The following is a 25,332-nucleotide window of genomic DNA, read 5'->3' on the forward strand; positions in this document are numbered from 1 at the left end:
GCGGGGGCACGGCCGGTGACAGGGGCGGCGCCGGCCCGTACGGACCGGCGCCGTCCCTGTGGCGTGGGTGGCCCGGACCCCCGTGCCGGGCCACCCCGTCTGTGTGGTCGCTGCCGAGCGGCCGCTCCTCAGTCGTGCGACTGGGAGCTGCGCTGCCGCAGCTCGGTGAGCACGGTCTCGATCAGCGGCGAACGGTAGACGTCCGCCACCAGGGCCAGATGCTCGTACTCCGCGGTGAGTTCGGCCGCCTCCCCGCCGGTGACCACCACGCTGTCCGCGCCGTGGGCCGGGACGTGGCCCACCGCGCGGTTCTCCAGACCGCGGCGGAGCGCGGCGGCCTCCGCGACGGCGGCCAGCTGCCGGTCGTCCAGCGCGACCACGCGAGCCCGCTCGCGCGCGATGTCCACGGCGTCGGACTCCACATGGCGGCGGATACCGCGCTGCACGTCCCGGATCTCCGCCATCTGCCGGTTGGCCCGCCACTCCAGGTCGGCGAACGGCCACCGCCCGGACCACGGGGACCGTTCCATCGTGACCTCGGGGGCCTGCGCGGTGACGGTCCGCCAGAGCGGCGAGAGGCGGCGCAGCCGGCGCCAGGCGGCGGCCCGGGGGCCGGCGGCCGGCAGTGCGAAGCCGACGAGGGCCAGGATCGCCCCGACCGAGGCGCACAGCGGGGCCACGCCGTTGGAGAGCCAGGGCGCTTCGTGGCCCGCCCAGGACAGGCCGAAGCCGATCACCTTGCAGGCGCAGTAGACCAGGCCGAGCCAGCAGCCGGCGGCCAGCAGTCGCAGCCCGCGGGCCAGCCAGGATCCGCCGAGCCGGGCGGCGTAGCGCGGGCAGAGGATGCCGAGGCCCGCCAGGCTCGAACCGAAGATGGCCAGATACAGCACCAGGAAGAGCATGACTCCGGGCGAGCCGGTGTAGGCGGTGCTGAAGTCGCGGGGGTGCTCGACGGCGTCCGGCCGGCCGACCGCGAAGCCCGTGACCGCCACCGCCCACAGCACCGCCACACCGGCGACGACCGCGCGCGCCCGGAACCTGGCGCGGTCCCGCGCGGCCGCGCTCTCGCCCTCGGTCCAGCGCAGCAGCAGCATCAGGGCGCCCGCGGCGAACACCACGACGGAGGAGTAGAGGAAGACCATGGCGAGGTTGGCGACGCTGGTCAGCCGGTCGAATCCGCGGTAGAGGCTGGGCGCGGAGAAGAGGAAGACGGTGGCCACGCCGCCGGTCATCACACAGGCGAGGCCGAGGTCCGTGTTGCTGCGGTCCCGGAACCAGGCGACGGCCTTGTACGCGACGATCGCCCAGGCGACCGCGCCGAAGCACAGGTAGATGACGTCAAACACGCGGGCCTCCGTCCCCGGCCCCCTTGCCGCTCGGGGCCGCGGCGGTGTCCGGTGTCCCGTCCTGCCGCCGCCTGATGTGTTGCAGTGCGGGCCCGAGGGCCGCCGCCAGTTCCGCCGCGGGCCCCTCCAGCGGGAGTTCGCTCTCCCCGGCCGACGGCGCGACCCGCTCCATCAGCAGCGTGCCCAGTACCTCGGTCTCCCGCTCGGCCGGGTTGTCGTAGCCGTGGTGGCGGGCGAACCCCATGGTCAGGCCCATCCGGCGCATCGCGGTGGCGACATCGACCGAGGGCGTCCACATCCGCAGCGCGTCCTCGGTGACGGCCGGATCCTGGCCGTGTCCCAGCAGGAGGTGGCTGAGTTCGTGCAGCACGATGTGCGCCTGATGCCACGGTGACGTCTTGAGTTCGAAGAAGATCCAGTAGCCGTCGTCCGTGGAGGCCGTCATGCCCGAGACCACACCGCCGAGGCTCATCGGCACCATGTGGACCGGCCGCTCCACGCGCGTAGCGACGACGTCGCACATCCCCCGCAGATCGGTCGCGGCGGGCAGCTCCAGCTCCTTGATGAGCTGCTTGCACCGCCTGCGTATCTGCCCCACTCGCATGCTCGTTCCGTCCTCGTCTCCGGTCCGCCGCCAGGTAGAGAAGATCCGGTCGCGCTGCTCGGTCGGTTCCGGCTCACTCACCACCCGGCTCACCCCTGTGGGCGGGCGGATCGGCCGGCAGATTCATCTGCTGCCGGAACTGGGAGATGATCGTCGTCAGACTGTCCTGCACCTCGGGCGGCAGCCCGACGGAGCGCAGCGCGATGGCGCGTACCCGCTGGTCCCGCATGGCGGCGAGGAAGCGGACCTCTTCCTCCACCCGCGCGGCCTGCGGCTGCGAGAGGTCACCGAGCAGGTAGCCGACCGGTACGGCGAAGAACTTGCCCAGTGCGCGCAGTAGTTCCGGACTCGGGTTCGTCCGTCTGCCGTTGCGCAGCATCGACAGATACTGCTCGGTGACCTTGACGCCGCCGTACTCCGCCGCTCCGCCGCTGATCTCGTCGGCCACGAAAGCGTTGGTGTACGGCGCCCCGGGCGGGTGCATGTTCGCGAAGAGATGGTTGAGCCGCTCCGCGAGCGCGCCGCCCGCCCCCTCGGCCCGGCCGTCGCCCCCCACTGTCATGCCCACCGTCCTTTGGCTGCTTCAAGGTCGAACCGGCCCGGCGGCGGCCCCGTCTCCCGTGGGCGCCGGCCGTACGACGGCTCCATCGATAGAGCCCAACGCCCAGTTAAGGCCGCCGGAGCCGCAGTACACATCCTGTCATGCCAGGAACGGGGTGCACCAGTCCACATACGGACAGTGAGGATCGCCGGACTTAACCAGGGGTTGAGCATCGCCCGTCGCCGACGTGGGGGCGGCGGCCGCGAGTGCCGCCGTACGGCCGGCGACGCGGCGCGGCGACGCCGACGGACTCCCCCACCGCGACGAGCCGGAACATTCCGCCAACTGCACGCGACGGAAGGGAACTTGGCGATCATCCGGATTCACCGGCCCGCACGCCCCTGCCCGAGCGACGGAAAAGCCCGCCGAACCGGGGCTCCGCCGATCCGGTCACGGAAAGACGAGGATCTCCGCGGGTGCGGGCCGTCGCGGTACGGAACGATCCGAGGGGAGTGAGCGGTGGAGTCGACACTGCGGCCGGTGCGGTCCCGGAGCGCTCCGTAGCCGAACCGCTCGGCGCGGGGCGCGATGACACGGCGGGGAAGCCCGGCACCGAGGACAGTCGTGCCGACGGCGGCGGCCGAGGGCGGGCGGCTGTCGCGCCCCGCCTTCGGCCCTCGGCTCAGCGGGTGTCCCGGAGCCTGCTCGTGCCGGCCCAGGCCAGGAACAGTCCGCCGGCCAGGACGGCGCCGCCACCGATGAGGACGTCGACGTTCGCTCCCTCGTCGCGCTGCTCCCGGCGGCCGACCCTGTCGCACGGCCCGCTCGGCAGGCTGGACCCGATGCACTGGTCCCGGGGGCCGACCTTCTTCCCGCCATAGGTGAGCACCGTGTGGTTTCCGGGCAGGCCGACCAGGATCACCATCAGCGCGCCGCACACCAGCAGCACCGCGGCGGCGAGGAACCAGCCGATGGCGGCCCCCCAGTGCCACCGCCGAGCCGTCCGCGTCACCGGCTCCGCCACGCGCCTCGGGCCCGGCACGGAGAGCACGACCTGCACTTCCCTGGACGAGCCGTCCCGGCGGGGAATCACCAGCCAGGAGTAGGGCCCGTGCTCGTGCACCAGCCATATCGCTTCGGGGAGCGCCACCCGTTGCTCGCCGTCCGGCTGCGGCAGTTCCCGGAGCTCTCGCAGCGCCTGGGTGCGCAGCGGCGACCCGTTCGCCGGCGCCGACAGTTCCCGCTCCAGTGCGGCGCGCGCCTGCCGAGGTGACGCGTACCCCTCGCGCGACCGGGAGCTCCGGTACGGGACGTCGGCGTTCTCACGATCATCCAGGACCACTTCGGTCCATCCCCACCGCGACATGGCCCACACCCTAAGGGCTGTCCCGTCATACCTGGCCGGCGCGCGCCGCCGGCAGGAACGGCGCCCATGCCGATTCCGCCGGTCGCGTATCCGGCACGGCCCGCCGTCCACGCCGCTCGCCCGGTGCCGCGGCGGCGTGGACGACCGGCCTCAGACGGCGGGGCCGCCCGCAGCGGTGGCCGCGTTCTCCGGCGGCGGGCCGGAGCCGAGCCGCCCGAGCAGTTCCCGGAGTTGCTCCGTCTCCGTGGCCGGTAGCGGCAGCAGTGGCGGCCGTGGCGGGCCGGCCGACCGGCCCTGGAGGGCCAGCCCCGCCTTGACCGCCCGCGGCAGACCGTGGCCGACGATGAACTTCAGGAACGGCGACAGGGCCGCCAGCAGCGCGTCGGCCCGCTCACCCGCCCCCTGCCGCTCGGCGGCGTAGAGCTCAAGGCACCACCGGGGCACCAGACAGGGGGCCGCGGTGCACCAGCCGGCCGCACCGGACCGGAAGGCGTCGAGGGCGACCGGATTGTTCCCGTTGTAGACCGACAGGGCCCCGTCGGACATCTCCAGGAGGGCGCGGAAGCGCGCGACGTCGCCCGAACTCTCCTTCACCATGGTGAGGTTGGGGATCTTCTCGGCGAGCGCGACGACGGTCTTCGGCAGCAGGTCGACGCCGCTGGTGCCGGGGTTGTTGTAGAGCATCACCGGCAGGTCGGTCGCGGCCGCGACGGTCGCGAAGTGCCGCGCCAGTTCGTCCTCGGTCAGCTTCCAGTACGTCTGCGCCAGGACCATGATCGCGTCGGCTCCGTTGCGGGCGGCCGTGCGGGCCCGGCGCACGGTGGTCTCCGTGCTCCAGTGCGAGACGCCGACCACGGTCGGCACCCGGCCCGCCACGGTCTGGACGGTCGTCTCGCAGACGGCGTCCCACTCGGCATCCCGGAGATAGGCGCTCTCGCCCGTGCTACCGAGCGGGGCGACGGCATGGCTGCCGGCGTCCACCAGGTCGCCGGTCAGCCGGCGCAGTGCCGCCAGGTCGGGTTCCCCGGTGGCGGGGGAGAACGGGGTGACGGGGTAGGCGATGATGCCTTGCAGGGGCGGGGTCGGCATCAGATCCGCACCTCACCCGTCACGCAGTCGGGGTGGCTGCGCAGGGCCCGGCGCGCGTAGTACACGAAGTTGGCCTGGTTCCGCCGGTCGGTGGAGGTCCAGTCGTGCGCTTCGCGGGCGAGGGCCGGGGGCAGCGGCTGGACGGTTCCCGCGGACATGGCGAGCAGCTGGAGGCGGGCGGCCCGTTCGATGAGGATCGCCAGATTGCACGCCTCCTCGACGGTGGCGCCGGTCACGAGCTGACCGTGATGGGCGAGCAGAACGGCTCGCTTGTCACCGAGGGCCGCGGAGATGATCTCGCCCTCCTCGTTGCCCACGGGCACACCCGGCCAGTCCTTGAGGAAGGCGCAGTCGTCGTACAGGGGTGTGGTGTCCATATGGGAGACCACGAGGGGGACTTCCAGCATGGCGAGCGCCGCCGTGTGCAGTGAGTGCGTATGGATGATGCAGTTGACGTCCTCGCGCGCCCGGTAGATCCAGGAGTGGAACCGGTTCGCGGGGTTGGGCATGCCCGTCCCCTCCAGCACGTTCAGGTCCTCGTCCACCAGCAGCAGGTTCTCCTCGGTGATCTCGTCGAAGCCGAGGCCGAGCCGCTCGGTGTAGTAGCTGCCCGGCTCCTGTCCGCGGGCGGTGAGCTGCCCGGCGAGTCCCGAGTCGTGACCGCCGTCGAACAGGATGCGGCAGGTCAGTGCCAGCTTCTGCCGGGTTGTCAGCTCCGCGTCGCCGAAGTGTTCGCGCATCTGCCGCTCGGCGCGGCCGATGAGCACGTCCTTCGTCTCGCCCAGTGTCTTCGCCATGTCCGCTCCAGTTCCGGGCGCCGGCGCCGCCGGCGGGCCCAGTCGCCCGGTGCCGCCCTCGACGACGGCACCGTCAGGAAAGTCCAGGAAACGTTATTCACCATAGGACACCTTGTGTCATGGGACCAGGTGCACCCCCAGAAGGTCAGCGCCCCGGCCGGACGGCCGCAAGAAGACATACTTGTTTTCCCGCCAGTCCGCCGACCGGCCCGCGGGGCGGTACGAAGGGGAGAAACGGTGATCAATCGGGTACGGCAGCTGCGCAAGGAGCGGCTCATGACGCTGGCGGCGCTCGCCGAGCGCGCCGGCGTCACCAAGAGCTATCTCTCCAAGGTCGAACGCGGCCACAGCATGCCGTCCATCGCCGTCAGCACCGCGCTCGCCCGCGCCCTGGACGTCCCTCTCGACAGCCTCTTCGCCGATACGGAACGGCTCGCCGATGTCACGGTGACCCGGGCGGCGGAGCGGCGGCCGCTCAGCCCCGGCCAGGAGCCCGGCTCCCGCTACGAAGGCATCGCACTGCGGACCGGCAGCAAGCGGATGACACCGTTCATGCTGTATCCGCCGCACGACGCCGGCCCCGTGCCCTTCCGGGACCACCCTGGCGAGGAGTTCCTCTTCGTCCACGAAGGCCGCGCCGAACTCCTCCTCCCCGCCCGCTCCGTCGAGCTCGGACCGGGCGACTCCGTCTACTTCAAGGCCACGGTCCCCCACAAGGTCCGCTCGCTGAGCACCGAGCGCGCCGCGCTGCTGCTCATGGTCTGCGACGACCGCACCGGACCGGAGACCCCGCACCCGCACCTGCCCTGACGCGCCGAGCCCCGCCCGGCCGTGCCCGCCGCCGCAGCCGCGTGGCACACAGCGCAGGTACGCGGCTCCCCCGCATCACCCGGACCCCACCCCACGTAAGGAAGTGCCGTGACCGGCGAACCCCCCGCGAACCCGACCGCGCAGACCGGCTTCTGGGAGGAGCGCCGGACCTGCTTCCTCAGCACGCCCCGGCCCGACGGCAGCCCGCACCTGGTCCCCGTCGGCGTGACCTACGACCCCCACACCCGCATCGCCCGCGTCATCAGCAGCGGCACCAGCAAGAAGGTCCGCAACGTACGCGCCGCGGGCCCCGGTGTCCGCGTCGCGGTCAGCCAGGCCGAGGGCCGCCGCTGGTGCACCCTCGAAGGCACCGCCGTCATCAGGGACGACCCCGAGTCCGTGGCCGACGCCGAGCGCCGCTACACCGAACGCTACAAAACCCCGCGCCCCAACCCCGAGCGCGTGGTCATCGAGATCACCGTCACCCGCGCCATGGGCACCGCCAAACCGCCGGGCTGGTGACGGCGGACGGGCCCGCCACGCCCCGGTCCCCCGCACCGGCTCCCGCTCCGTACGCGGCGGAGCACCAGTTCTGACGCATCGCCAGTAATGCCTGCCGCACGCCGTACCCCCCGTACGGCGTGCGGCACGGCACTCCCGGAGTGGCGGACTCCCGCCAGGGCGGTGAACCGTCAGGACGGAACCGCCGAAGGGAGCGCCCGTCGGCCCGAAGATGTCCTCCGTCTCTGTTCCCCCGCAGAACACGGAGAGCCTCTCGTGCCATCCTCAACCTCACGCCGTCGTGGGCTGATAGCCCTCGGCACGGCCCTGGCGACCCTGGCGGTGCCCCTGTCGGGCGCGTACGCCGACGGGCCGGCCGCCGCCGGTCCCCCGGCCGCCGCCGCGCGGGCCGCCGCCACCACCGACACGCATACGGTCACCCTCATCACCGGCGACCGGGTCACCGTCAAAACCCTCGCCGACGGCCACCGCGTCGCGAGCGTCGACCGGCCGAGGAAAGCCGTCGGCGGGGTGCGCACCCAGACCGTGGGCAAGGACCTCTATGTCTTCCCGGACGGGGTACTGCCGTACCTCGCCGCGGGCGTCCTGGACCAGCGGCTGTTCGACGTCACCCGGCTCATCGCCGACGGCTACGACGACGCGCACACCGCGAGCCTGCCGGTGATCGTGCAGTACGGCGGCACCGGCGCGGCCCGGACGGCGGCCGGTACGGTCACCGGACTGACCACGCGGCGGTCCCTCCCCGCGATCAGCGGTGCGGCGGCGTCCGCGGGCCACGCCCAGGCGGCCCGCCTCTGGCAGGACCTCACCCCGGCCGGCTCACTCGCCCGTGCCAAGGCCCGTTCCGCGGCCGGGAACGCACCCGAGCGGCAGGCCCGCTCCCAGGCGGCGGCCGGCCCCGCGGTCTTCGGCGGAAACATCGGGCGCATCTGGCTGGACGGCAAGGTCAAGGCGACCCTCGCGGAGAGCACCGCGCAGATCGGCGCGCCGGACGTATGGCGGGCGGGTACCGACGGCACGGGCGTGAACGTCGCCGTCCTGGACTCCGGCGCCGACACCGGGCACCCGGATTTCGCGGGGCAGATCGCCTCCTCCCAGAGCTTCGTGCCCGGTGCGGACATCACCGACCACCACGGGCACGGCACCCACACCGCGTCCACCGTCGCCGGTACCGGTGCCGCCTCGGGCGGGAAGGAGAAGGGTGTCGCCCCCGGCGCGCGCCTCCTGGTGGGCAAGGTCCTCGGCGACGACGGTTTCGGCGACGAGTCCTGGATCATCGCGGGCATGGAGTGGGCGGCCCGGACCGAACACGCCAAGGTCATCAGCATGAGCCTGGGCACCTCGGAGGCGAGCGACGGCACCGACCCGATGAGCCAGGCCGTCAACGACCTGTCCGCGGCCACCGGCGCGCTCTTCGTCGTCGCCGCCGGCAACTCCGGCGCCGGCGGGATCGGAGCGCCGGGCGCGGCGACCGCCGCGCTGACCGTCGGCGCCGTGGACGCGACCGACAGCCTGGCATCCTTCTCCAGCTGGGGACCGCGCCGGCCCGACGGCGCGCTCAAGCCGGAGGTGACCGCACCCGGTGTGGACATCCTCGCCGCCCGTTCGCAGTACGCCGCCGGCTCCGGCTCCTACGTCCGGATGAGCGGCACCTCCATGGCGACCCCGCACGTGGCCGGCGCCGCCGCGCTCGTCGCCCAGCGACACCCGGACTGGACCGGCGGGCAGATCAAGGACGCCCTGGTCAGCACCGCGCACCCGACACCGGACATCCCGGTGCCCCAGGGCGGCACCGGCCGCCTCGACGCCCGGACCGCGGTACTCGGCACCGTCCACGCCGAGGCGAGCGCCTGGTCCGGGTTCTACGCCTGGCCGCACACCGACGACCGGCCGGCCGTCCGGACCGTCACCTACACCAACACCGGCGACCAGGACGTCAGACTCGATCTGGCCACCACGGCGAAGGACGCGAACGGCGCCGCCGTGCCCGCGGGCGTCTTCACCCTGTCCGCGCCGGCCGTGACCGTCCCGGCCCACGGCACCGCCGCGGTGACCGTCACCGGCGATCCGGACGCGGCCCCGTACGGGGCCACCGCGGGGCTGCTGTCGGCGGCCGACTCCCACGGCACGGCCGTCGCGCACACGCTGATCGGCCTCGACCGCGAGGACGAGCGCTACGACCTCACCGTCCGGGCCACCGACCGCGCGGGCAGACCGCTGTCCGGCGTCGCCGCGCTCTACCGGACCGGTGACGCGATTCCCACGCAGGTCCAGATCCCCGACGACGGTGTGCTCACCCTGCGCCGGCCCAAGGGCGAGTACTCGCTGCTCATGTACGCCGACCTGCCCGGTGCCGCGGGGCCGGACGATATGGGTCTGGCCGTACTGTCCGCACCGCAGATCACCCTCGACCGGGACCGTACGGCGCGGCTCGACGCCCGTCAGGCCCACCGCGTCTCGGCCGTCGCGCCGCAGGCCACCGAGGACCGGATGACCCGGATCGACTGGAACCGCGTCGCGGGCGGTGTCCGGTTCAACGCCGACTACCTGGTCCCGCTCACCTACACCAGCGTGTGGGCGCAGCACACGGACCGGGTGACCAGCGGCAGCCTCAACTTCGCCGCCCGCTGGCGCAAGGCCGCCCCGCTGCTGACCGTCGAGGCCACCGGACCGTACTCCGGTGAGCGGGGCTTTCCCGACCTGGTGGTCCAGGCCGGTTCGACGCTGCGGCCGGCCGGCACCGGCCGGCTCGGCGTGGTCCACGCCGGCCTCGGCAGGACGGCCGACTACGCGGGCCTGGACGCCAAGGGCAAGGCCGTGGTCGTGCGGTACGACCGGCAGGCCGATCCGCGCGACCAGCCGAAGGCCGACGCGGCGCAGGCCGCGGCCGCCGTCGCCGCGGGCGCCGGACTCCTGCTGGTCGTCAACGACACCACCGGGCGGCTCAGCGACTGGTACGGCGCGGCGGACGGCGTGACCAAGAGCCCGATCGAGGTCGCGAGCCTCCAGCCGCACGAGGGCGCCGCGCTGATCTCGGCGGCCGCCCGCCCCGGTCTCCGGCTGACGGTCACCTCCCGGCCGGTATCGCCGTACGTCTACGACCTGGTGGAGCGGCACGACGGTGGCGTCCCGGCGACCGGTCTGACCTACCGCCCGGCCAAGAGCGCGCTGGCCCGGCTGGACTCCCGCTTCGCCGGGCAGCCCGGCGCCACCGGCGACAACGGCCGGTACGACATGCAGGACTTCGACAGCTACGGCTTCGGGTACGGCACGGAACAGGCGCTGGCGGCCACCCGCACCGACTGGGTGACACCGGGCGACGGGGCGTTCACGTGGTACGAGGAGTCCGGTACCGCCACGCTGGAGGAACGGTCGCTCCGCACCGACCCGAAGAAGGGTTCCAGGACCGGCAGCGACTGGTTCCTGCCCGTCGTCCACCCGCGCCTGAACCCGAGCCAGTCCCTGCCGGACCGGCAGGGCGACTTCTTCGTCCTCAACGTCCCCGGCTGGGGCGACGGGGGTGCGGGCCACGACGGCTTCGACCGGAACCTGTGGGAGGCGAACGACCAGCTGCACGAGACGGTGACGCTCTACCAGGGCGACACCGAACTCGGCTCGACCGCCTACCAGCAGCTCACCGCGACCGCCCCGAGCGGCGCCCCGCTGCCGTACCGGCTGGTGGCCGAAACCAGCCAGCACGGTGTCTTCCCGACCTCGACGCAGACCCGCACCGAATGGACCTTCACCTCCGGGAACGGGTGGGCGCTGATACCGCTGATACAGCTCGACCACGGTGTCGCCACCGACCTGTCCGGTAACGCGGCACGCCACACCGCACTCACCCTGACCGCCTCGCACCTGCCCGGCGTCACCGGGGCCGGGCGGATCGACGCCGCGACCCTCCAGGTCTCCTACGACGACGGCGCGCACTGGACGCCGGCCGCCCTGCGCACGACGGCCGACGGCGGCTGGGCCACGACGGTGACGGCGCCGCGGGCGGCCCGGTACGTCTCGCTCCGCGCCACTGCGCGGGACACCGCGGGCAACACCGTCAGCCAGACGGTGGTGCGTGCCTACGGCCTGAAGTAGCACCGACCGCCGGGGAGGGGCCGTCGGTCACGGCCCCTCCCCGGCACGGTCCGGTCCGTGTTTTCTTCCCGGCCCCGGCCGGAGGAGATACGTTTCTCGCCGTCGGTGGACGGGCGCGGTCACGCCGTCCGCGGCCTCAGTGGTCCGCCGCCTGCCGAGCGGACTGGCAGCCGCCGCACAGGCCCCACCAGATGATCTCGGCTTCGTCGATGGTGAATCCCTTGTGCTCGAAGGGCTCCAGGCAGGGGGCGCGGCCGGTGCTGCAATCGATGTCCTCGATCTGCCCGCAACCGCGACAGACCAGATGGTGGTGGTTGTCCCCGACGCGCAGTTCGTAGCGCGCCGGGGACCCGGCTGGTTCGATGCAGCGGATCAGTTCGGCCTGGGTGAGATCGTCGAGCACGTTGTACAGCCCCTGCCGGGAGAGCCCCCCGGAGGAGGTCTTCCCGGCCATGGCGATGCCGATCCGGCTCTCCAGCTCCGCCGCGGTGGAGTGCGGGTGACCTTGCAGGGCGGCCAGCACGGTGCGGCGCTGTACGGTGCTCCGCAAACCCTTGGCCCTGAGCATGTCGGCCGCCACTTGGTCCATCTCGCAGTCGTACCTTCCGGTCACTGGCGGGCATCGCGCATGCGGCCGGCTCACCCGTGGAATCCGGCTGGAAACCGGCGCCACCCGCCTGCCCTCGCATGCGGTGGTGTCGCCCCGTCCGCACGCCATATTGGCTGAGAACAAGTCTAGCCGGAGCGTCTCGCGGCCCTCGGCGGCAAACCCCGGGTGATCCTGCGGTGAACCGCTCCGCACCCTGCGCCCGAGCCGGTGCTCCGGGGGGCCCGCCGACGGTATCGGTGCCGGTGGCGGACGGTATCGGCGCTCGTGACGGACGGTATCGGCGCGGATTACGGAGCGCCCGCAGCGGACCGGCCGGGCCGGTGTCGTGGACCCTCGGGCGGGGACAAACCTGTCACTAGAGTTGACTCCGTCCAATCTGGCGAGCTAACTTCTCAGTCGGTGGCGGAGCGTTGATCAGCCTCTCGTCGACCAGTACGCGTACGCCGCTGTTGAACCCCACCTCACGCCGAGACGCCACCTCCCCGGATCAGGAACCGCGCACTTGGGCCGGGAGTGCACCAGGCGCGTACCCCGATGGAGCTTCTCTTGAAGTGTTACGACTGCTGCCTTGCCGACAGGAACGGCAAGGTCCCCGTGGGCATTTGCTGCCGCTGCGGCCTGGCCGTCTGCGCCGAGCACGCACATGTCGCGCAGAGCACCATCCACAGGATGGCCGGTATGGGCAAGTCGACCAGTGACCTGCCCGCCCGCCGTGTGCTCTGCCAGACCTGTCACGGGGCCGAGCGCTCCTTCTGAAGCTCCCGCGGCCCCGGAATTCCCCGCCGGCTTTCGGCGTGAAGCCCGGCGGAAGAACGGGACGCCCCGGTGGTGAGCTACCCCGGAGCGGACCAGCGGCCGCCTCACCTTCCCCCTCTGTACGAGACCGGTTCCGCCTTCATGTGAAGCGGTGAACCGTCGCGCGGAATACTCCGCCGCGGATGCTTCACAAGGAAGGCCGCCGGTGTCGGTCCCGCCGGCCGGAGAAATCACCGATGCACCCGCGGGCCGGCGGGTTTACGGCGGACAGTCGGCGCTTCCCTTCCCCGTCGAGACTCCGCGCTCCCCTGTCCAGCCAGTCGTCTCCAGCACAGTTCCCCGAATTCACCCGCGCAGTTCCCCGAATTCAGGAGATGGGATGATCAGCGAGCTGATCAGCAAGGATGAACGGTTCCAGGAGATCCTTGAGCGCCTGAACCGCAAGTCGGTCGAGGACTACTACAACCCGTACCGGATGTTCGAGTGGCCGGACTCCCTGCCGGAGAACCAGTGGTGGATGAGCCCCGAACTCACGACCACGTACGGGACCGATATCGCCGCCGAACTCGACCAGGAGCAGTTATACCGGCTGTCCCGGTACGAGAGCATCAACTTCTACAGCCTCAACGTGGACGGTATCCGGGACCTCATCATCGAGGTGACCCGGCGCATCCACACCCGCGGCTTCGAGATTCCGTCGGAGTTCTTCCACCATTTCATCGGTGAGGAGAACGAACACATGTGGTTCTTCGCCGAGTTCTGTCAGCGCTACGGGAAGAAGATCTACCGCCAGGTGGATTCGTCCGGGCAGGACGGAGCGTGGCCGGAGGCCGCCAGCTTCCTGGTGTTCGTCCGCATCCTCCTCTTCGAGGAGCTGGTCGACCACTTCAACAGCACGATGGCCGTCGACGAGCGGCTGCACGACACCATCCGCGCGGTCAACCGCATCCACCACCAGGACGAGTCCCGGCACATCGCCTTCGGCCGTGAACTGGTCTCCCTGCTCTTCGAGGACCTGAAGGCCAAGGTGCCGGAGGAGCAGCTCGGCGAGATCCGGGAGTACATCAAGCGCTACGTGAACTACAGCTTCGAGTCGCTGTTCAACCCCCAGGTCTACCGGGATGCGGGGATCCCCGAACCGTTCGCCGTGCGGCGTCGCCTGCTGGCTTCCCCGCGCAGCGCGGAGTTCCAGCAGCAGGTGCTCCGCAAACCGCTGAACTTCCTCGTCAAGACCGGGATTCTGCACGATCGGGACCTCGCCCCCGCCGGCCTGCCGACCGCACGGGGGAATTCGTGACCGCGCCGATATCGATAGCGCGGGGCGGTGCGCTCAGCATCCTCAGCCCCGACGAGACGGACCTGTTGCGCGCCCTGGACCGCATCGTCACCGGCTGGGCCGACGAGGACGGCACGCGGGAGATCATCCCCCCGCCGGTCTACCCGCTGCACGACCTGGAGAAGTTCGACGTCTACCGGAACTTCCCCCACTTGCAGTTCGTCGGTGGCGCGCTGGATGTGGCCGGTACCCCGCCGGCACCGGTGGCGGGCGTCTTCGCCCGCGACGACGTCGAGCTGCCGTTCCTGGGGATGCCGCACTCCACCTGCTACGGCGCCTATCTCTACTACGAGAACCAGTCCGTAGCCCCTGACACCAGCCTCACTCTCGTCAACCGGTGCTTCCGCAACGAGCAGAAGTACGAGGGTCTGCGGCGGCTGCTCAGCTTCCAGATGAGAGAGGTGGTGGCGATCGGGTCGTTCGAGCACACCCAGGAGGTCCTCGATCGCTTCACCGGCCGGATCGAGCGGTTCGCCGAGGCCCTGGGCCTCGGACTGAAGAAGGTGGCGGCCACCGACCCGTTCTTCGAAAGTGACGGCGGCCGTGCCCTCCTCCAGCGCCTCAGCCCGGTCAAATACGAGTTCCAGGCCGACGGTCTGGCCATCGCCTCGGTCAACACCCATCGCAACTTCTTCGGCGAACGGTGCCGCATCACCATCGAGGGCACCGGCGAGCACGCCTACACGAGCTGCGTCGCCTTCGGCCTCGAACGGTGGCTGGCGGCCCTGAGCGACCGGTTCGAGGGTGATCTGCCCCGAGCCCGCGCCGCCGTCACCGCGGCGGCCTCGTGACCACGGCCGCGGTGCGGGTCGGCGTGGACGTCGTCCCCGTCGCCCGCGTGCGGACCATGGTCGACGCCGACGGCGCCGTCCCGCTGCACCTGATGCTCACCGCGGCGGAAGCGGAGCTCAGCCGGCTCCCCGCCGGATGGGACCTCCACGGGGTGGCCGGGCGGCTCGCCGCGAAGGAGGCGGTGTTCAAGCTGTTCCACATCGCCGATCAGCCGCTCCCGTGGACCTCCATCGAGATCCTCAAGGGCCCCGGACAGTGGCCGTACGTCCGGCTCGCCGGGCCGGCCAGCCGCTGGGCCGCCGAGGCCGGCCTGGCGGCGATCGACATCAGCATCTCCCACGAAGACCAGTTCGCTGTCGCCGTCGCCGCGGGTGCGGCGGTACCCCCCACGCACAAGGAGGAATGCCATGCCGAACACGACATCGTCCAACCTTGACCAGGTCCGGAACTGGCTGCTGGCCAGGACCACCGAGCGCGACTCCATCGACCCGGACGAGGACCTCATCACCGCCCGCCTGGTCGACTCGCTGTCCTTCGTCGAGTTCGTCCTCACGATAGAAGAGGCCAGCGGCGTCGAGATCGACCGTGAAGCCATCGACCTCGACGACTTCCGCACCCTGAAAGCCATCGAGCGGAAGTTCTTCTGATGGGGCGTCTGCTCTACGCCCAGGACTACGAGACCGGTGCGCTCCACGACCTCGGGTCGCACAAGGTCACGGCGGACGAAATCGTCGCCTTCGGCCGGACCTACGACCCGCAGCCTTACCACGTCGACGAGGCGGCGGGACGCGCCTCGGCCTTCGGCGGCCTCATCGCCAGCGGGTGGAACACCGCGGCGATCTGGATGCGCCTGTACGTGACGACGCTGCTGCCCGACGCCGCGGCCGAGGGCACGGTCGAGGGCTCCCCCGGGGTGGACGAGGTGCGCTTCCTGGAACCGGTCCGCCCCGGTGACGTGCTGAGCGGCACCTGCGAGATCATCTCGTCCCTGCCGTCCCTGTCGGCACCCGACTTCCGCATCATCCGCAACCGCGGCCGGCTGGTGAACGCGGCCGGTACCGAAGTCCTCACGCTGATCCTGAACGCCCGGTTCCGGTCCCGTCCCAAGCATTCCTGACCAGCCCCTTCCCCGAATGGAGCTTCACATGGAGACCGTGTCCTACACGTCGCAGTGGACTGCGGCCGCCCGCGCGCTGGAGAGCGAACGCAGTGACGCGCTGTTCAGCGATCCGCTGGCGCGGTCGCTGGCCGAACCGCGCGGGTTCGAACTCCTCGACCAGTACGGCGGCGGCGGGCTCGTCGAGTTCGTGGCCATCCGTACCCGCTACCTCGACGACGCCATCAACGACCTGGTGGGGAAGGGCGTCCGGCAGGTCGTCCTGATCGCGGCCGGTATGGACACCCGCGCGTTACGCCTCAAGCTGCCGGACGACATCACCGTGTACGAGGTGGATCACCAGGCGCTGATAGCGGAGAAGGAGAAACGCCTCGCTCAGCTGGGGGCCCCGTCCCCGTCCGTGCGGCTGCGACGGGTCGGGGCGGACCTGGCGGGGGACTGGTCCGCGGCGCTGCGGGACGCCGGTTTCGATCCGGCGCTGCCCACCCTCTGGGTGCCCGAGGCGCTGCTGTTCTTCCTCACCGAGGAACAGTCCGCCACGCTCCTGAGCACCCTCGCCGCCAACTCCGCCCCCGGCAGCTGGGTCGCGTTGGACATCCTGAGCAAGTCGCTGCTGCGCAACCCCGCCGCCCAGATCTTCCTGTCCGCTCTCAAGGCGGACGGGATCCCCTGGCTGTTCGGCACCGACACGCCCGAGGAGTTCCTGGCGGGCACCGGCTGGACGGTCCGGGAGCTCAAGGAACCGGGCGAGCCCGGTGCGGGCGAAGGGCGCTGGCCCTACGCCGTCCAGCCGCGCGAGGTCGGCGGCGTGGCCCGCAACTGGCTGATCCGCGCGGAACTGACATAACCGAAGCCGGTGCGGTGGCCCGGCCCCTGCGGGGGCCGGGCCGCTCCCGCCGACCCGACAACCCATCAGCCGTACGAAGGGAAAGTGCCATGAGCGTAAGTCGTCCGGTGACGACCACGGACAGCGGTATTCCGGTACCGAGCGACGAGTTCTCCCAGTCGGTGGGCGCCGACGGCCCGCTGCTGTTACAGGACCACTACCTCATCCAGAAGCTGGCCCACTTCGACCGCGAGCGCGTTCCCGAGCGGGTGGTGCACGCCAAGGGCGGCGGCGCCTACGGAGTCCTGGAGATCACCGAGGACGTCAGCCAGTACACGCTGGCCGATGTCTTCAAGCGGGGCAAGCGCACCGAACTGTTCCTGCGCTTCTCCACGGTCGCCGGAGAGCTCGGCTTCGCCGACACCGTCCGCGATCCGCGCGGTTTCGCGGTGAAGCTCTACACCGAAGAGGGCAACTACGACATCGTCGGCAACAACACGCCGATCTTCTTCATCCGCGACCCGCAGAAGTTCCCCGACTTCATCCACTCGCAGAAGCGGCGTGCCGACAACCACCTGCACGACAACAACATGCAGTGGGATTTCTGGACGCTCTCCCCGGAGACCGCGCACCAGGTGACGCTGTTGATGTCCGACCGCGGCACCCCGTACTCCTGGCGCCATATGAACGGCTACGGCAGCCACACCTTCCTCTGGTACAACGCCGCCCGGGAGAAGTTCTGGGTGAAGTACCACTTCAAGACCGACCAGGGCATCAAGAACTTCACCAACGACGAGGCCGCCGCCGCGGCCGCCGCCGACCTGGACACCCACATCCGGGACCTCCACGGGGCGATCAAGAAGGGCGACCACCCGTCCTGGACCCTCCAGGTACAGGTCATGCCCTTCGAGGAGGCCGCGGACTACCGGTTCAACCCGTTCGACCTGACCAAGGTCTGGCCGCACGAGGACTACCCGCCCATCGACATCGGGACCCTCACCCTCAACCGCAACCCGCAGAACTACTTCGCCGAGGTCGAACAGGCCGCGTTCGAACCCTCGAACCTGGTCCCGGGGGTGGCGCCCTCACCGGACAAGATGCTCCAGGGCCGGCTCTTCAGCTACCCCGACACCCACCGCTACCGGATCGGCGCCAACTACCTCCAGCTCCCGGTCAACCGGCCCAAGAACGCGGTGCACTCCTACAACCGCGACGGGGCCATGCGGTACGACAACCCCGGCGACCCGGTCTACGCGCCCAACAGCCACAGCGGCCCGGTGGCCGACCCGACCCTGCTGGCCGGCGAGGGCTACGAGGCCACCGGCGAGATCGTGCGCAGCGCCCACCGGCTGCACGCCCAGGACGACGACTTCGTCCAGCCGCGCGCGCTGTGGGAGCAGGTGATGACCGATGTCGACCGCGAGCACCTGGTGACCAACATCGTCGCGCACGCCTCGGCACCCGAGGTGCTGACGGAGACGAAGGAGCGCATCGTCGACTACTGGCGCAACGTCCACAAGGACCTCGGCAGCCGGGTCGCCAAGGGTCTGGGCGTCAACGGGAAGTGACCACGAACGCCACAGTGAGGAGCAGACCATGAGTTCGGCCGCGACCGTCACGGTACGGCGTCTTGCCTGGGCCGGGGTCGAAGTGGCCGCCGGGAACGTGCGGGTGGTCATCGATCCGCTTCAGAACACCGCGGACCTCGCCGGGTTCCAGGGCATGCCGCGGCGCCCCATGCCCGGCATCGGGGCCTCGCCAGGGGTGACGACCCATGCCCTGATCACCCACCTCCACCCCGACCACTGCGATCGCGAACTGCTCACCGACATCGCCGGCAGCGAAGGCGGCACGGTGGGCGCTCACGCCCCGATCGTGGACGTCCTGGCCGGGATGGGGGTGACCGCGACGCCGCAGACGCTGGGCGAGCGGCGCCGGCTCGGCCCGTTCACCGCCCTCCCCGTCGCCTCCCACGACTGGCGCGGCGACGACCAGGTCGCCTGGATCGTCGAAACCGCCGGTCTGCGCGTCATCCACTTCGGCGACACCATCTGGCACGGCAAGTGGTGGCAGATCGCCCGCGACCACGGCCCCTTCGACGTCGCCTTCCTCCCGATCGCCGGAGTGATGACGCGTCGCGAGGGGTTCACCCCCACCAACCAGCCCGCCACGCTCACCCCCGAACAGGCCGTCGAAGCCGCGGTCGTGCTCCAGGCGTCGACCGCCTGCGCGATCCACTACGACCTGTTCAACAACCCGCCGTACTACACCGAGCAGCACGACGTTCGCGGGCGCTTTCTGCGCGCCGCCCAGGCCAGGGGCATCCACGCGGTCGCTCCCGGCGACGGGGAACCCGTGCCGTTCGCAAGCGCCGCCTGACCACACCACGCTCGGACACCCGCCGGGCCGTTCCCCCCGTACCGCGAGCCCCGTGGTGCCCGCGGGGGGCGACGGCCCGGCGGGCGCTCATGGAAGGAACATTCGTGACCCCGCCCCCCGAACGGGAAGCCCCCGTGTCCCCACGCCCCGAGGCGGCTGACGTGCCGGCACCCCCCGAGGCGGCCGAGGTGCCCGCACCGGCCGGGCGCCCGGCCGCCGAGCGCGACACCGAGCCCGCCCCCGGCGCGCGGCGCGGCCGGCATCTGCTGTGGTACGCCCTGGTGGTGCTGCTGGTCGGGATCAACATGCGGCCCGCGATCGTCGCGGTCTCCCCGCTGCTGGACGAGATCCGGCAGGCCACCGGCCTGTCCAACGGCGCCGCGGGTGCCCTGTCCACCCTGCCGCTGATCTGCTTCGGCATCTTCGCTCCGCTCGCGCCCCGGCTGGCCCGCCGCTGGGGTATGGAACGCACTCTGGTCGCGGTGCTGCTGGTGCTGCTGTGCGGTATCGCCGTACGCCTGGTCCCGTCGCTGTTCCCGCTGTTCGCCGGGTCGTTCCTGGTCGGCACCGCGGTGGCCGTCGCCAACGTGGTCATCACCGTCGTGATCAAGCGGGACTTCCCGCGGCACGTCGGGCTGATGTCCGGTCTGCACACCACCATGCTGGTCGGCGGCGGCGCGGTCGCGGCCGCCGTGACCGTCCCGCTGCGCGACGCCCTGTCGCTGTCATGGGCCGGCGGCCTCGCCATCTGGGGCGTACTGGCGCTGGCCGCGGTCCTGGTGTGGGTGCCGCGGCTGCGCCGCGGGCGCGAGCACCCGCAGACCCGGGCCCAGGCGGACGGTTCGATGTGGCGCAGCGGACTGGCCTGGGCCGTCGCCCTGTTCTACGCGTTCCAGTCCCTGCTGTACTACACCGCGACCACCTGGCTGCCGTCGTTCTACATCTCCCACGGCTACTCGGAGGGTGGCGCCGGCATGCTGCTGGCGGTCTGCATGGGCTCCGCGATCATCACCTCCCTCCTGGTGCCGGTGTGGGCACAGCGGTCCCGGCGGCAGAGCTACCTGGCGCTGGGCGGCACTCTGCTGTGCGTGGCCGCCTTCGTCGGGCTGATCTCCGCACCGACCGGGGCGGCGGTCCTGTGGGCCGTGCTGCTCGGCCTCGGCCTGGGCGCCGTCCTGTCGCTGGGCATCACCTATATGTCCCTCTGCGCCCGCACCACGCACGACGCCGGACTGCTGTCGGCGATGTCCCAGTGCGTGGGCTACCTGCTCGCCGCCGTCGGCCCCACCACCTTCGGCGCCGCCCGCGACCTGACCGGCAGCTGGACCGCGGGGCTGATCGCGCTGGTGATCCTGGCGGTACCGATGGGGCTCACCGGGGCACTCGCCGGCCGCGGCAGCCAGATCGCGCACTAGCCACAACGGCACCTGGCCCGGCCGCGGATGCCGTGGGCCGGTCCGGGGATCTGCTGCTTCGCCTGCTGGATACGGCAGGCGGAGCAGCGGGGGCGGGGCGCGTCCCTCGCCCTCGCCCCGGGAACGGGAAAAGCCGTCTCCACTATCCGTGGAAACGGCTTCCGACCTGCCAAAAAGCTGGTCGGGACGACAGGATTTGAACCTGCGACCCCTTGACCCCCAGTCAAGTGCGCTACCAAGCTGCGCCACGTCCCGGTGCCCGTACCGGCCGGAAAGTTCCCGGTCGGGGCGTGCACGAGAACAATACCGCATGTCAGAGGGTGGGCACCGCCATCCTCCGGCGCCGCCGCCCCGTCAGATGCGCTTGTCGAGCCAGGCCAGCAGGTCGCTGAAGGTCCGGTCGCGGTCGGTCTCGTTGAGGATCTCGTGGCGGGCGCCCGGGTACACCTTCCAGGTGAGGTCGCGGATGCCGAGGTACCGGAAGTCCTCCAGCAGCTCGTAGACCAGGGTCAGGCGCTGGTGGCAGGGGTCCTGTTCGCCGACGGCGAGGTGGACGGGCAGTCCACGCGGGATGCGGGCGAGGTTGTCCGGGGCGTTGATCTTGCGGATGGCGCGCACCCAGTCGAGGGCGAGCCCGGCGCAGAAGGGGAAGCCGCAGTCCTCGTCGGCCAGGTAGCGGTCCACCTCGGCCGTGTCACGGGTGACCCATTCGAAGCCGGTGCGGTGGGGGAAGGCTTCGTTGAAGGAGCCGAAGGTACGGGGGAGGAAGCCGGAGAGGTGGCCGCGGCCGTGCGCGGCGATCTCGGACTCCAGCTCGGCGGACGCGGTGTCGATCTCCACGCCGGGCAGGGTGCGGAAGACACCGATGAGGAGCAGACCGGCCAGGTCGGCGCCGTACTCCTGCGCGTAGTCCCGGGCGAGCATCGCGCCCATGCTGTGGCCGAAGAGGACCAAGGGGATTCCGGGGTGGGCGGCGGCCGCCTGGTCGCCGATGCCCTTGAGGTCGCCGACGATCGCCCGCCAGGCGTCCTCGCCGGCCACCCCGCGGCCGCCGGTGGACGGGGCGGTGCCGCCGTGGCCGCGGTGGTCGGAGGCGATGACGGCATAGCCGTGACCGGCCAGGAAGCGGGCGAACCGGTCGTAGCGCCGGCCGTGTTCCGCGGCGCCGTGGGCGATCTGGACGAGGGCGCGGGGGTGGCCGGACTCCGGGAGCCAGGTGTACGTGGCGATGCGGGCGCCGTCGGGGGCCTGGTGGAAGTCCTGCTGCATGGCGTCGTCTCCTGACTGCCGGGGCGGGGTCTGACGGATCGTCCGTCCGTTCCTCGGCTCACTCTGTCTCCCGTTACGGCTGTGCGCCATGTGGCGCGCGTGGCGGTATTGACCCCGTACCCGCGCGGCGTGGCACGATCGGGCGGCTCATTCCTGGCGCCTGTGCCGCAACCCCCTTTCACAGGAGGAACGTTGGACACCACGGACCGTTTTGAGAACTCCGCCCCCGCCGCGCTGCCGCTGTCCCGCCGCAGATTCCTCCAGGGCACGGCGTCGGCGGCCGCCGCGGCGGGCCTCGCCGGGGTGGCCGCCCCCGAAGCCTTCGCACAGCGCGCCACAGCGTCCGGCGCCACGCTGTCCTTCACGGCCGCCACGAACGGCGCCGCCTCGCTCGCCCCGGCCGGCGACCGGCTGATCGCCGAGATCCAGAACGTCCTGTGGTCACTGCCGCGCAAGGGCGGCGACGCGGTGGCGCTGACCCCGGCCGGTCTGGAGCCCACCCGTCCGGTGCACTCCCCCGACGGCCGCCAGGTCGCCGTCTGCGCCTACCACGGCGGCGGCTTCCATGTGTGGACGCTGCGCCCCGACGGCACCGGCCTCCGGCAGCTCACCGACGGCCCGTGGGACGACCGGGGTCCCTCCTGGTCGCCGGACGGCACCCGGATCGCCTTCGCCTCGGAGCGCGGCGGCGACCCGGTGACCGGCAGCCCGTACCGGATCTGGGTGCTGACGGTGGCGACCGGGCGGCTGACCCGGGTCACCGGGCTGCCAGGGCAGGACGGGCCCCATCAGGACGGCGCCTGGGAGGACTTCGACCCCTGCTGGTCGCCGGACGGTGCGCGGATCGTGTTCGTCCGCGGACAGTGGGCCGACACCGCGCTGCGCTCCCGTACGGTCGCCTCCGTACCCGCCGACGGCGGCGGTGCGGTGTGCACCGAGCACACCGAGGCGGCCGCCGCCCAGGTGCTGGTGCCCGCGCTCTCCCCCACCGGGCGGCTCGCCTATCTGCGGACCACCGACTCCCCCGGGGCGACGTGCTCCCTGGTGGTGGACGGCGCGCGGGTGCCGGTCGACGGCGATGTCGAACCGGTGCCGCCGCGCTGGGTGGCGCGCGACGAGCTGCTGCTGACGGTGGGCGGACAGTTCCGGATCCTGCACGTCGACACTCCGGAGCGGGCCGAGACCATCCCGTTCACCGCGCGCCTGCCGCTGGACCGGCCCGCCTACCGCGTCAAGGACTACGGCTTCGAGCGGACGGCGGTACGTCCGGTGCGTGGGGTGCATCTGCCCGCCCTCTCCCCCGACGGCCGCCAGCTCGCCTTCGCGGCGCTCAACGCCCTGTGGCTGGCGCCCACTTCGGGGGGCGGTGCGCCGCGCCGGATCGTCCGGGCGGGCGCCACCCGCTACGTCCTGGCGCCGAGCTGGTCCCGCGACGGCCGTTCACTGCTCTACGCGGACGACCGGGACGGGCTGTACGCGGTGCGCCGCCGCGATCTCGCCTCCGGCCAGGAGACGGTGCTGGCCGCCGGCGGCCGGGTCCATCCCGCGCTGTCACCGGACGGCGGGCGGCTGGCCATGCTCGACATGTCGGGCAATCTCGTCGTACGGACGCTGGCCGGCGGTACGGAGGAGACGGTGGCCGCCCCGATGGGCGGCGGCGGACTGCCCGGCCGCCCCAGTTGGTCGCCGGACGGCCGCTATCTGGCGTACTGCGACCGCAACCGTCTCAACCGCCGCTTCCGGGAGGGCTACAACCTCATCCGGGTCATCGACACCGAGACCGGGCAGAGCGCCCTGCACGCGCTCGCCGACCATGTCTCGCTCGCCGACCGCTACGACTCGGGGCCCGTCTGGTCGCCCGACGGACGGTGGCTTGCGGTGATCGCGGAGTCCGCGCTGTGGGTGCTGCCGGTGCGGCCCGACGGAACGCCGGACGGGACGCCGCGGCGGCTGACCGACGAGAGCGCCGACCATCCGTCCTGGTCCGGCGACTCCGGCACACTGCTGTATCTCTCGGCCGGGAAGCTGCGGCTGATCGCGGTGTCCGGCGGCGCGGCGCGGACCGTGCCGCTCTCCCTGCCGCACCGCCCCGCACGCGCCCGGGACACCGTCGTGCACGCCGGAAAGTTCTGGGACGGCACCGGTGAGGCGGTACGCGAGGACGTCGATGTGGTGGTGCGGGAGGGTCGGATCACCGAAGTGACCCCACACCGGGCGGCCCGGTCCGGCGCCGGCGCGGCCCGCCGGGTGGACGCTTCCGCGCAGACCGTGCTGCCGGGCCTGTGGGACGCGCACACCCACCCGTGGCAGTCGACCTACGGAGGGCGGCAGACCGCGCTCCAGCTGGCGTACGGCATCACCACCACGGTCTCCTGCGGCGGCTTCTCCTACGAGCTGGCCCGCATCCGGGAGGCCGTCACGGCCGGTGTGCTGGCCGGGCCGCGGCTGCTGACCAGCGGCGAACTCCTGGACGGCACCCGGGTCGCGTACAGCATGGGGCGGGCGCACGGCACCCGCGACGGGCTGCGGCGTTCGCTGGCCCGCGGCGCGGCACTGGACTGGGATTTCGTCAAGACCTACGTCCGGGCGCCGGGCTGGGTGATGGAGGAGGCCGCGCGCTTCGCGCACCAGCGGCTGGGGGTGCGCGCCGGCAGCCATCTGCTCTCCCCCGGCGTGCAGCTGGGACAGGATCTGACGACCCATCTGCAAGCAACCCAGCGGCTGGAGTTCGGCCATGCCGTCTCCGCCACCGGGCACGCCTACCAGGACGTCGAGGAGATCTACACCGGCGCCGGCTTCCATCTGCTCGCGACACCGTTCTCGGCGGCCGCGCTGCTGGGCGACGATCCGGCCCTGGCCGACGACCCCCGGGTGGGGACCTTGATGCCGCCCTGGGACACCGCGTTCGTCCGGGAGGGCGCCGGGCACCGGCCGACGCCCGCGCAGCTGTCCGACATCGCGACCGAGGTGGCGGTCTACCGGCGGGTGCTGGCCGGTGGCGGGCTGGTCGCCCTGGGCACCGACCAGCCGCTGGTGCCGGTGGGGCTCTCCCTCCACCTGTGCCTGCGGGCACTGCACCGGTGCGGTCTCGGCGTGGCCGCGACGCTGCGCACCGCGACCGCGCTGCCCGCCCGGGTGTTCGGCGCGGAGCGGGACCTGGGCACGCTGGAGGTCGGCAAGCTCGGCGATATGACGCTGGTGGACGGCGATCCGTTCACCGATTTCGACTCGCTGGTGCGGACGGCCGCCGTGCTGCGCGGTGGACGCGTCTTCGAACAGCGGGAGTTGGTCGCCTCCTTCCCGGCCTCCGGGGGTCACCCGTCGGGGGCCGCCGCCGGTCCGAAGGGCGCGGCGGGGCCGGCGGGCGCGGCCGTCGACTGGCTGGCGGTGAGCCGGCAGCAGCGCCGTGACTCCTGCTGCGACGCGGCGCACTGACGGACGCGCCCGAGGTGGCGCGGGGTGGGCGGTTCCGGGCGAACCCGGAACCGCCCACCCGGCATCGGCAACGCCCATGGCGAACATATGTTTCATGTCTCAACTCTTCCTATAAATACCTGAGTTGATGTTTTGCGCGCGGTGCAGTAGGTATGCCAACGGGTATTGCACGGGGTAAGCGCCAGAGCACTTTCCGGTAGGGCGACAGCAGGCGGCACAGCCGGTGCCGCGCC

General features: G+C 71.9%; 22 protein-coding genes and 1 tRNA gene. 14 read left to right on the plus strand and 9 right to left on the minus strand.

The genetic code is table 11. The features are described from left to right. Positions 1-128: 128 nt before the first annotated feature. The 6 genes from ACLJWH_RS13225 to ACLJWH_RS13250 form a co-directional block, all read right to left on the minus strand. Entirely contained in the window at positions 129-1,346 is a 1,218-nt protein-coding gene (locus ACLJWH_RS13225) for an MAB_1171c family putative transporter (RefSeq protein ID WP_411141847.1), read from the minus strand. Continuing rightward, positions 1,339-1,944: a hypothetical protein gene (locus ACLJWH_RS13230; RefSeq protein WP_411142201.1), complete on the minus strand. Its 606-nt coding sequence runs from the start codon at positions 1,942-1,944 to the stop codon at positions 1,339-1,341. Before ACLJWH_RS13230 ends, ACLJWH_RS13225 begins: the two co-directional genes overlap by 8 nt. 79 nt (positions 1,945-2,023) lie before the next feature. After that, positions 2,024-2,512 carry a helix-turn-helix domain-containing protein gene (locus ACLJWH_RS13235; protein WP_411141848.1) on the minus strand — a complete coding sequence of 163 codons (489 nt, stop codon included), beginning with the start codon at positions 2,510-2,512 and terminating at the stop codon, positions 2,024-2,026. A 661-nt stretch (positions 2,513-3,173) separates the two neighbouring features. Further along, entirely contained in the window at positions 3,174-3,857 is a 684-nt protein-coding gene (locus ACLJWH_RS13240) for a hypothetical protein (RefSeq protein ID WP_411141849.1), read from the minus strand. 150 nt (positions 3,858-4,007) lie between these two features. Beyond that, entirely contained in the window at positions 4,008-4,946 is a 939-nt protein-coding gene (locus ACLJWH_RS13245; RefSeq protein WP_411141850.1) for a dihydrodipicolinate synthase family protein, read from the minus strand. After that, entirely contained in the window at positions 4,946-5,743 is a 798-nt protein-coding gene (locus tag ACLJWH_RS13250) for an aldolase (RefSeq protein WP_411141851.1), read from the minus strand. Before ACLJWH_RS13250 ends, ACLJWH_RS13245 begins: the two co-directional genes overlap by 1 nt. Before the next feature lie 237 nt (positions 5,744-5,980). Here ACLJWH_RS13250 and ACLJWH_RS13255 point away from each other — a divergent pair, with 237 nt between their 5' ends. From ACLJWH_RS13255 to ACLJWH_RS13265, 3 genes are all read left to right on the plus strand, one after another. Then, positions 5,981-6,553, plus strand: a complete 573-nt coding sequence (locus ACLJWH_RS13255) for a helix-turn-helix domain-containing protein (protein WP_411141852.1) — start codon at positions 5,981-5,983, stop codon at positions 6,551-6,553. Positions 6,554-6,661: 108 nt separating this feature from the next. Continuing rightward, positions 6,662-7,075 carry a pyridoxamine 5'-phosphate oxidase family protein gene (locus ACLJWH_RS13260; protein WP_411141853.1) on the plus strand — a complete coding sequence of 138 codons (414 nt, stop codon included), beginning with the start codon at positions 6,662-6,664 and terminating at the stop codon, positions 7,073-7,075. Between the two features lie 255 nt (positions 7,076-7,330). Next, positions 7,331-11,164, plus strand: coding sequence for a S8 family serine peptidase (locus tag ACLJWH_RS13265; protein WP_411141854.1), 3,834 nt, complete (start codon positions 7,331-7,333; stop codon positions 11,162-11,164). 136 nt (positions 11,165-11,300) lie between these two features. Here the strand turns inward: ACLJWH_RS13265 and ACLJWH_RS13270 are convergent, their stop codons facing one another. Beyond that, positions 11,301-11,753: a Fur family transcriptional regulator gene (locus ACLJWH_RS13270; protein WP_411141855.1), complete on the minus strand. Its 453-nt coding sequence runs from the start codon at positions 11,751-11,753 to the stop codon at positions 11,301-11,303. A gap of 567 nt (positions 11,754-12,320) precedes the next feature. Between ACLJWH_RS13270 and ACLJWH_RS13275 the strand changes: the two genes are divergently transcribed. The 10 genes from ACLJWH_RS13275 to ACLJWH_RS13320 all read left to right on the plus strand — a co-directional run bounded on the left by ACLJWH_RS13275 (position 12,321) and on the right by ACLJWH_RS13320 (position 20,395). Then, complete coding sequence (locus ACLJWH_RS13275; protein ID WP_052860473.1) at positions 12,321-12,530, plus strand: DUF2180 family protein; 210 nt, start codon at positions 12,321-12,323, stop codon at positions 12,528-12,530. 379 nt (positions 12,531-12,909) lie between these two features. Continuing rightward, positions 12,910-13,827: a diiron oxygenase gene (locus ACLJWH_RS13280; protein ID WP_411141856.1), complete on the plus strand. Its 918-nt coding sequence runs from the start codon at positions 12,910-12,912 to the stop codon at positions 13,825-13,827. Further along, the gene (locus ACLJWH_RS13285) at positions 13,824-14,657 is read left to right on the plus strand and encodes a hypothetical protein (protein WP_411141857.1); all 834 of its coding nucleotides are present in this window, start codon (positions 13,824-13,826) and stop codon (positions 14,655-14,657) included. Before ACLJWH_RS13280 ends, ACLJWH_RS13285 begins: the two co-directional genes overlap by 4 nt. Then, positions 14,654-15,094 (plus strand): holo-ACP synthase, encoded by a 441-nt coding sequence (locus ACLJWH_RS13290; RefSeq protein WP_411141858.1) that lies wholly within the window; start codon positions 14,654-14,656, stop codon positions 15,092-15,094. The genes ACLJWH_RS13285 and ACLJWH_RS13290 overlap by 4 nt, the downstream gene beginning before the upstream one ends. Beyond that, on the plus strand, positions 15,066-15,305 hold the full coding sequence (locus ACLJWH_RS13295) for an acyl carrier protein (protein WP_052860443.1): 240 nt from the start codon (positions 15,066-15,068) through the stop codon (positions 15,303-15,305). Before ACLJWH_RS13290 ends, ACLJWH_RS13295 begins: the two co-directional genes overlap by 29 nt. Further along, a complete protein-coding gene (locus ACLJWH_RS13300) occupies positions 15,305-15,775 on the plus strand; it encodes a MaoC family dehydratase (RefSeq protein ID WP_411141859.1) in 471 nt (156 codons plus the stop codon). The genes ACLJWH_RS13295 and ACLJWH_RS13300 overlap by 1 nt, the downstream gene beginning before the upstream one ends. Positions 15,776-15,803: 28 nt before the next feature. Then, positions 15,804-16,622 carry an SAM-dependent methyltransferase gene (locus ACLJWH_RS13305; RefSeq protein WP_411141860.1) on the plus strand — a complete coding sequence of 273 codons (819 nt, stop codon included), beginning with the start codon at positions 15,804-15,806 and terminating at the stop codon, positions 16,620-16,622. 89 nt (positions 16,623-16,711) lie between these two features. Continuing rightward, on the plus strand, positions 16,712-18,169 hold the full coding sequence (locus ACLJWH_RS13310; RefSeq protein ID WP_411141861.1) for a catalase: 1,458 nt from the start codon (positions 16,712-16,714) through the stop codon (positions 18,167-18,169). A 28-nt stretch (positions 18,170-18,197) separates the two neighbouring features. Continuing rightward, positions 18,198-18,980 (plus strand): MBL fold metallo-hydrolase, encoded by a 783-nt coding sequence (locus ACLJWH_RS13315; protein ID WP_411141862.1) that lies wholly within the window; start codon positions 18,198-18,200, stop codon positions 18,978-18,980. A 104-nt stretch (positions 18,981-19,084) separates the two neighbouring features. Further along, positions 19,085-20,395, plus strand: a complete 1,311-nt coding sequence (locus tag ACLJWH_RS13320; protein ID WP_411141863.1) for an MFS transporter — start codon at positions 19,085-19,087, stop codon at positions 20,393-20,395. A 178-nt stretch (positions 20,396-20,573) separates the two neighbouring features. On the opposite strand, the gene ACLJWH_RS13325 is transcribed toward ACLJWH_RS13320, so the two are convergent. Together ACLJWH_RS13325 and ACLJWH_RS13330 are read right to left on the minus strand one after the other, a co-directional pair. Further along, a tRNA-Pro gene (locus tag ACLJWH_RS13325) sits at positions 20,574-20,650 on the minus strand. 99 nt (positions 20,651-20,749) lie between these two features. Next, positions 20,750-21,664: an alpha/beta fold hydrolase gene (locus ACLJWH_RS13330; protein ID WP_411141864.1), complete on the minus strand. Its 915-nt coding sequence runs from the start codon at positions 21,662-21,664 to the stop codon at positions 20,750-20,752. 192 nt (positions 21,665-21,856) lie between these two features. On the opposite strand from ACLJWH_RS13330, the gene ACLJWH_RS13335 reads away from it, so the two are divergent. Beyond that, entirely contained in the window at positions 21,857-25,099 is a 3,243-nt protein-coding gene (locus ACLJWH_RS13335) for an amidohydrolase family protein (protein WP_411141865.1), read from the plus strand. Positions 25,100-25,332 lie beyond the last annotated feature (233 nt).

It is taken from the genome of Streptomyces sp. x-80 (assembly GCF_046549095.1).
Classification (GTDB): Bacteria; Actinomycetota; Actinomycetes; order Streptomycetales; family Streptomycetaceae; genus Streptomyces; species Streptomyces celluloflavus.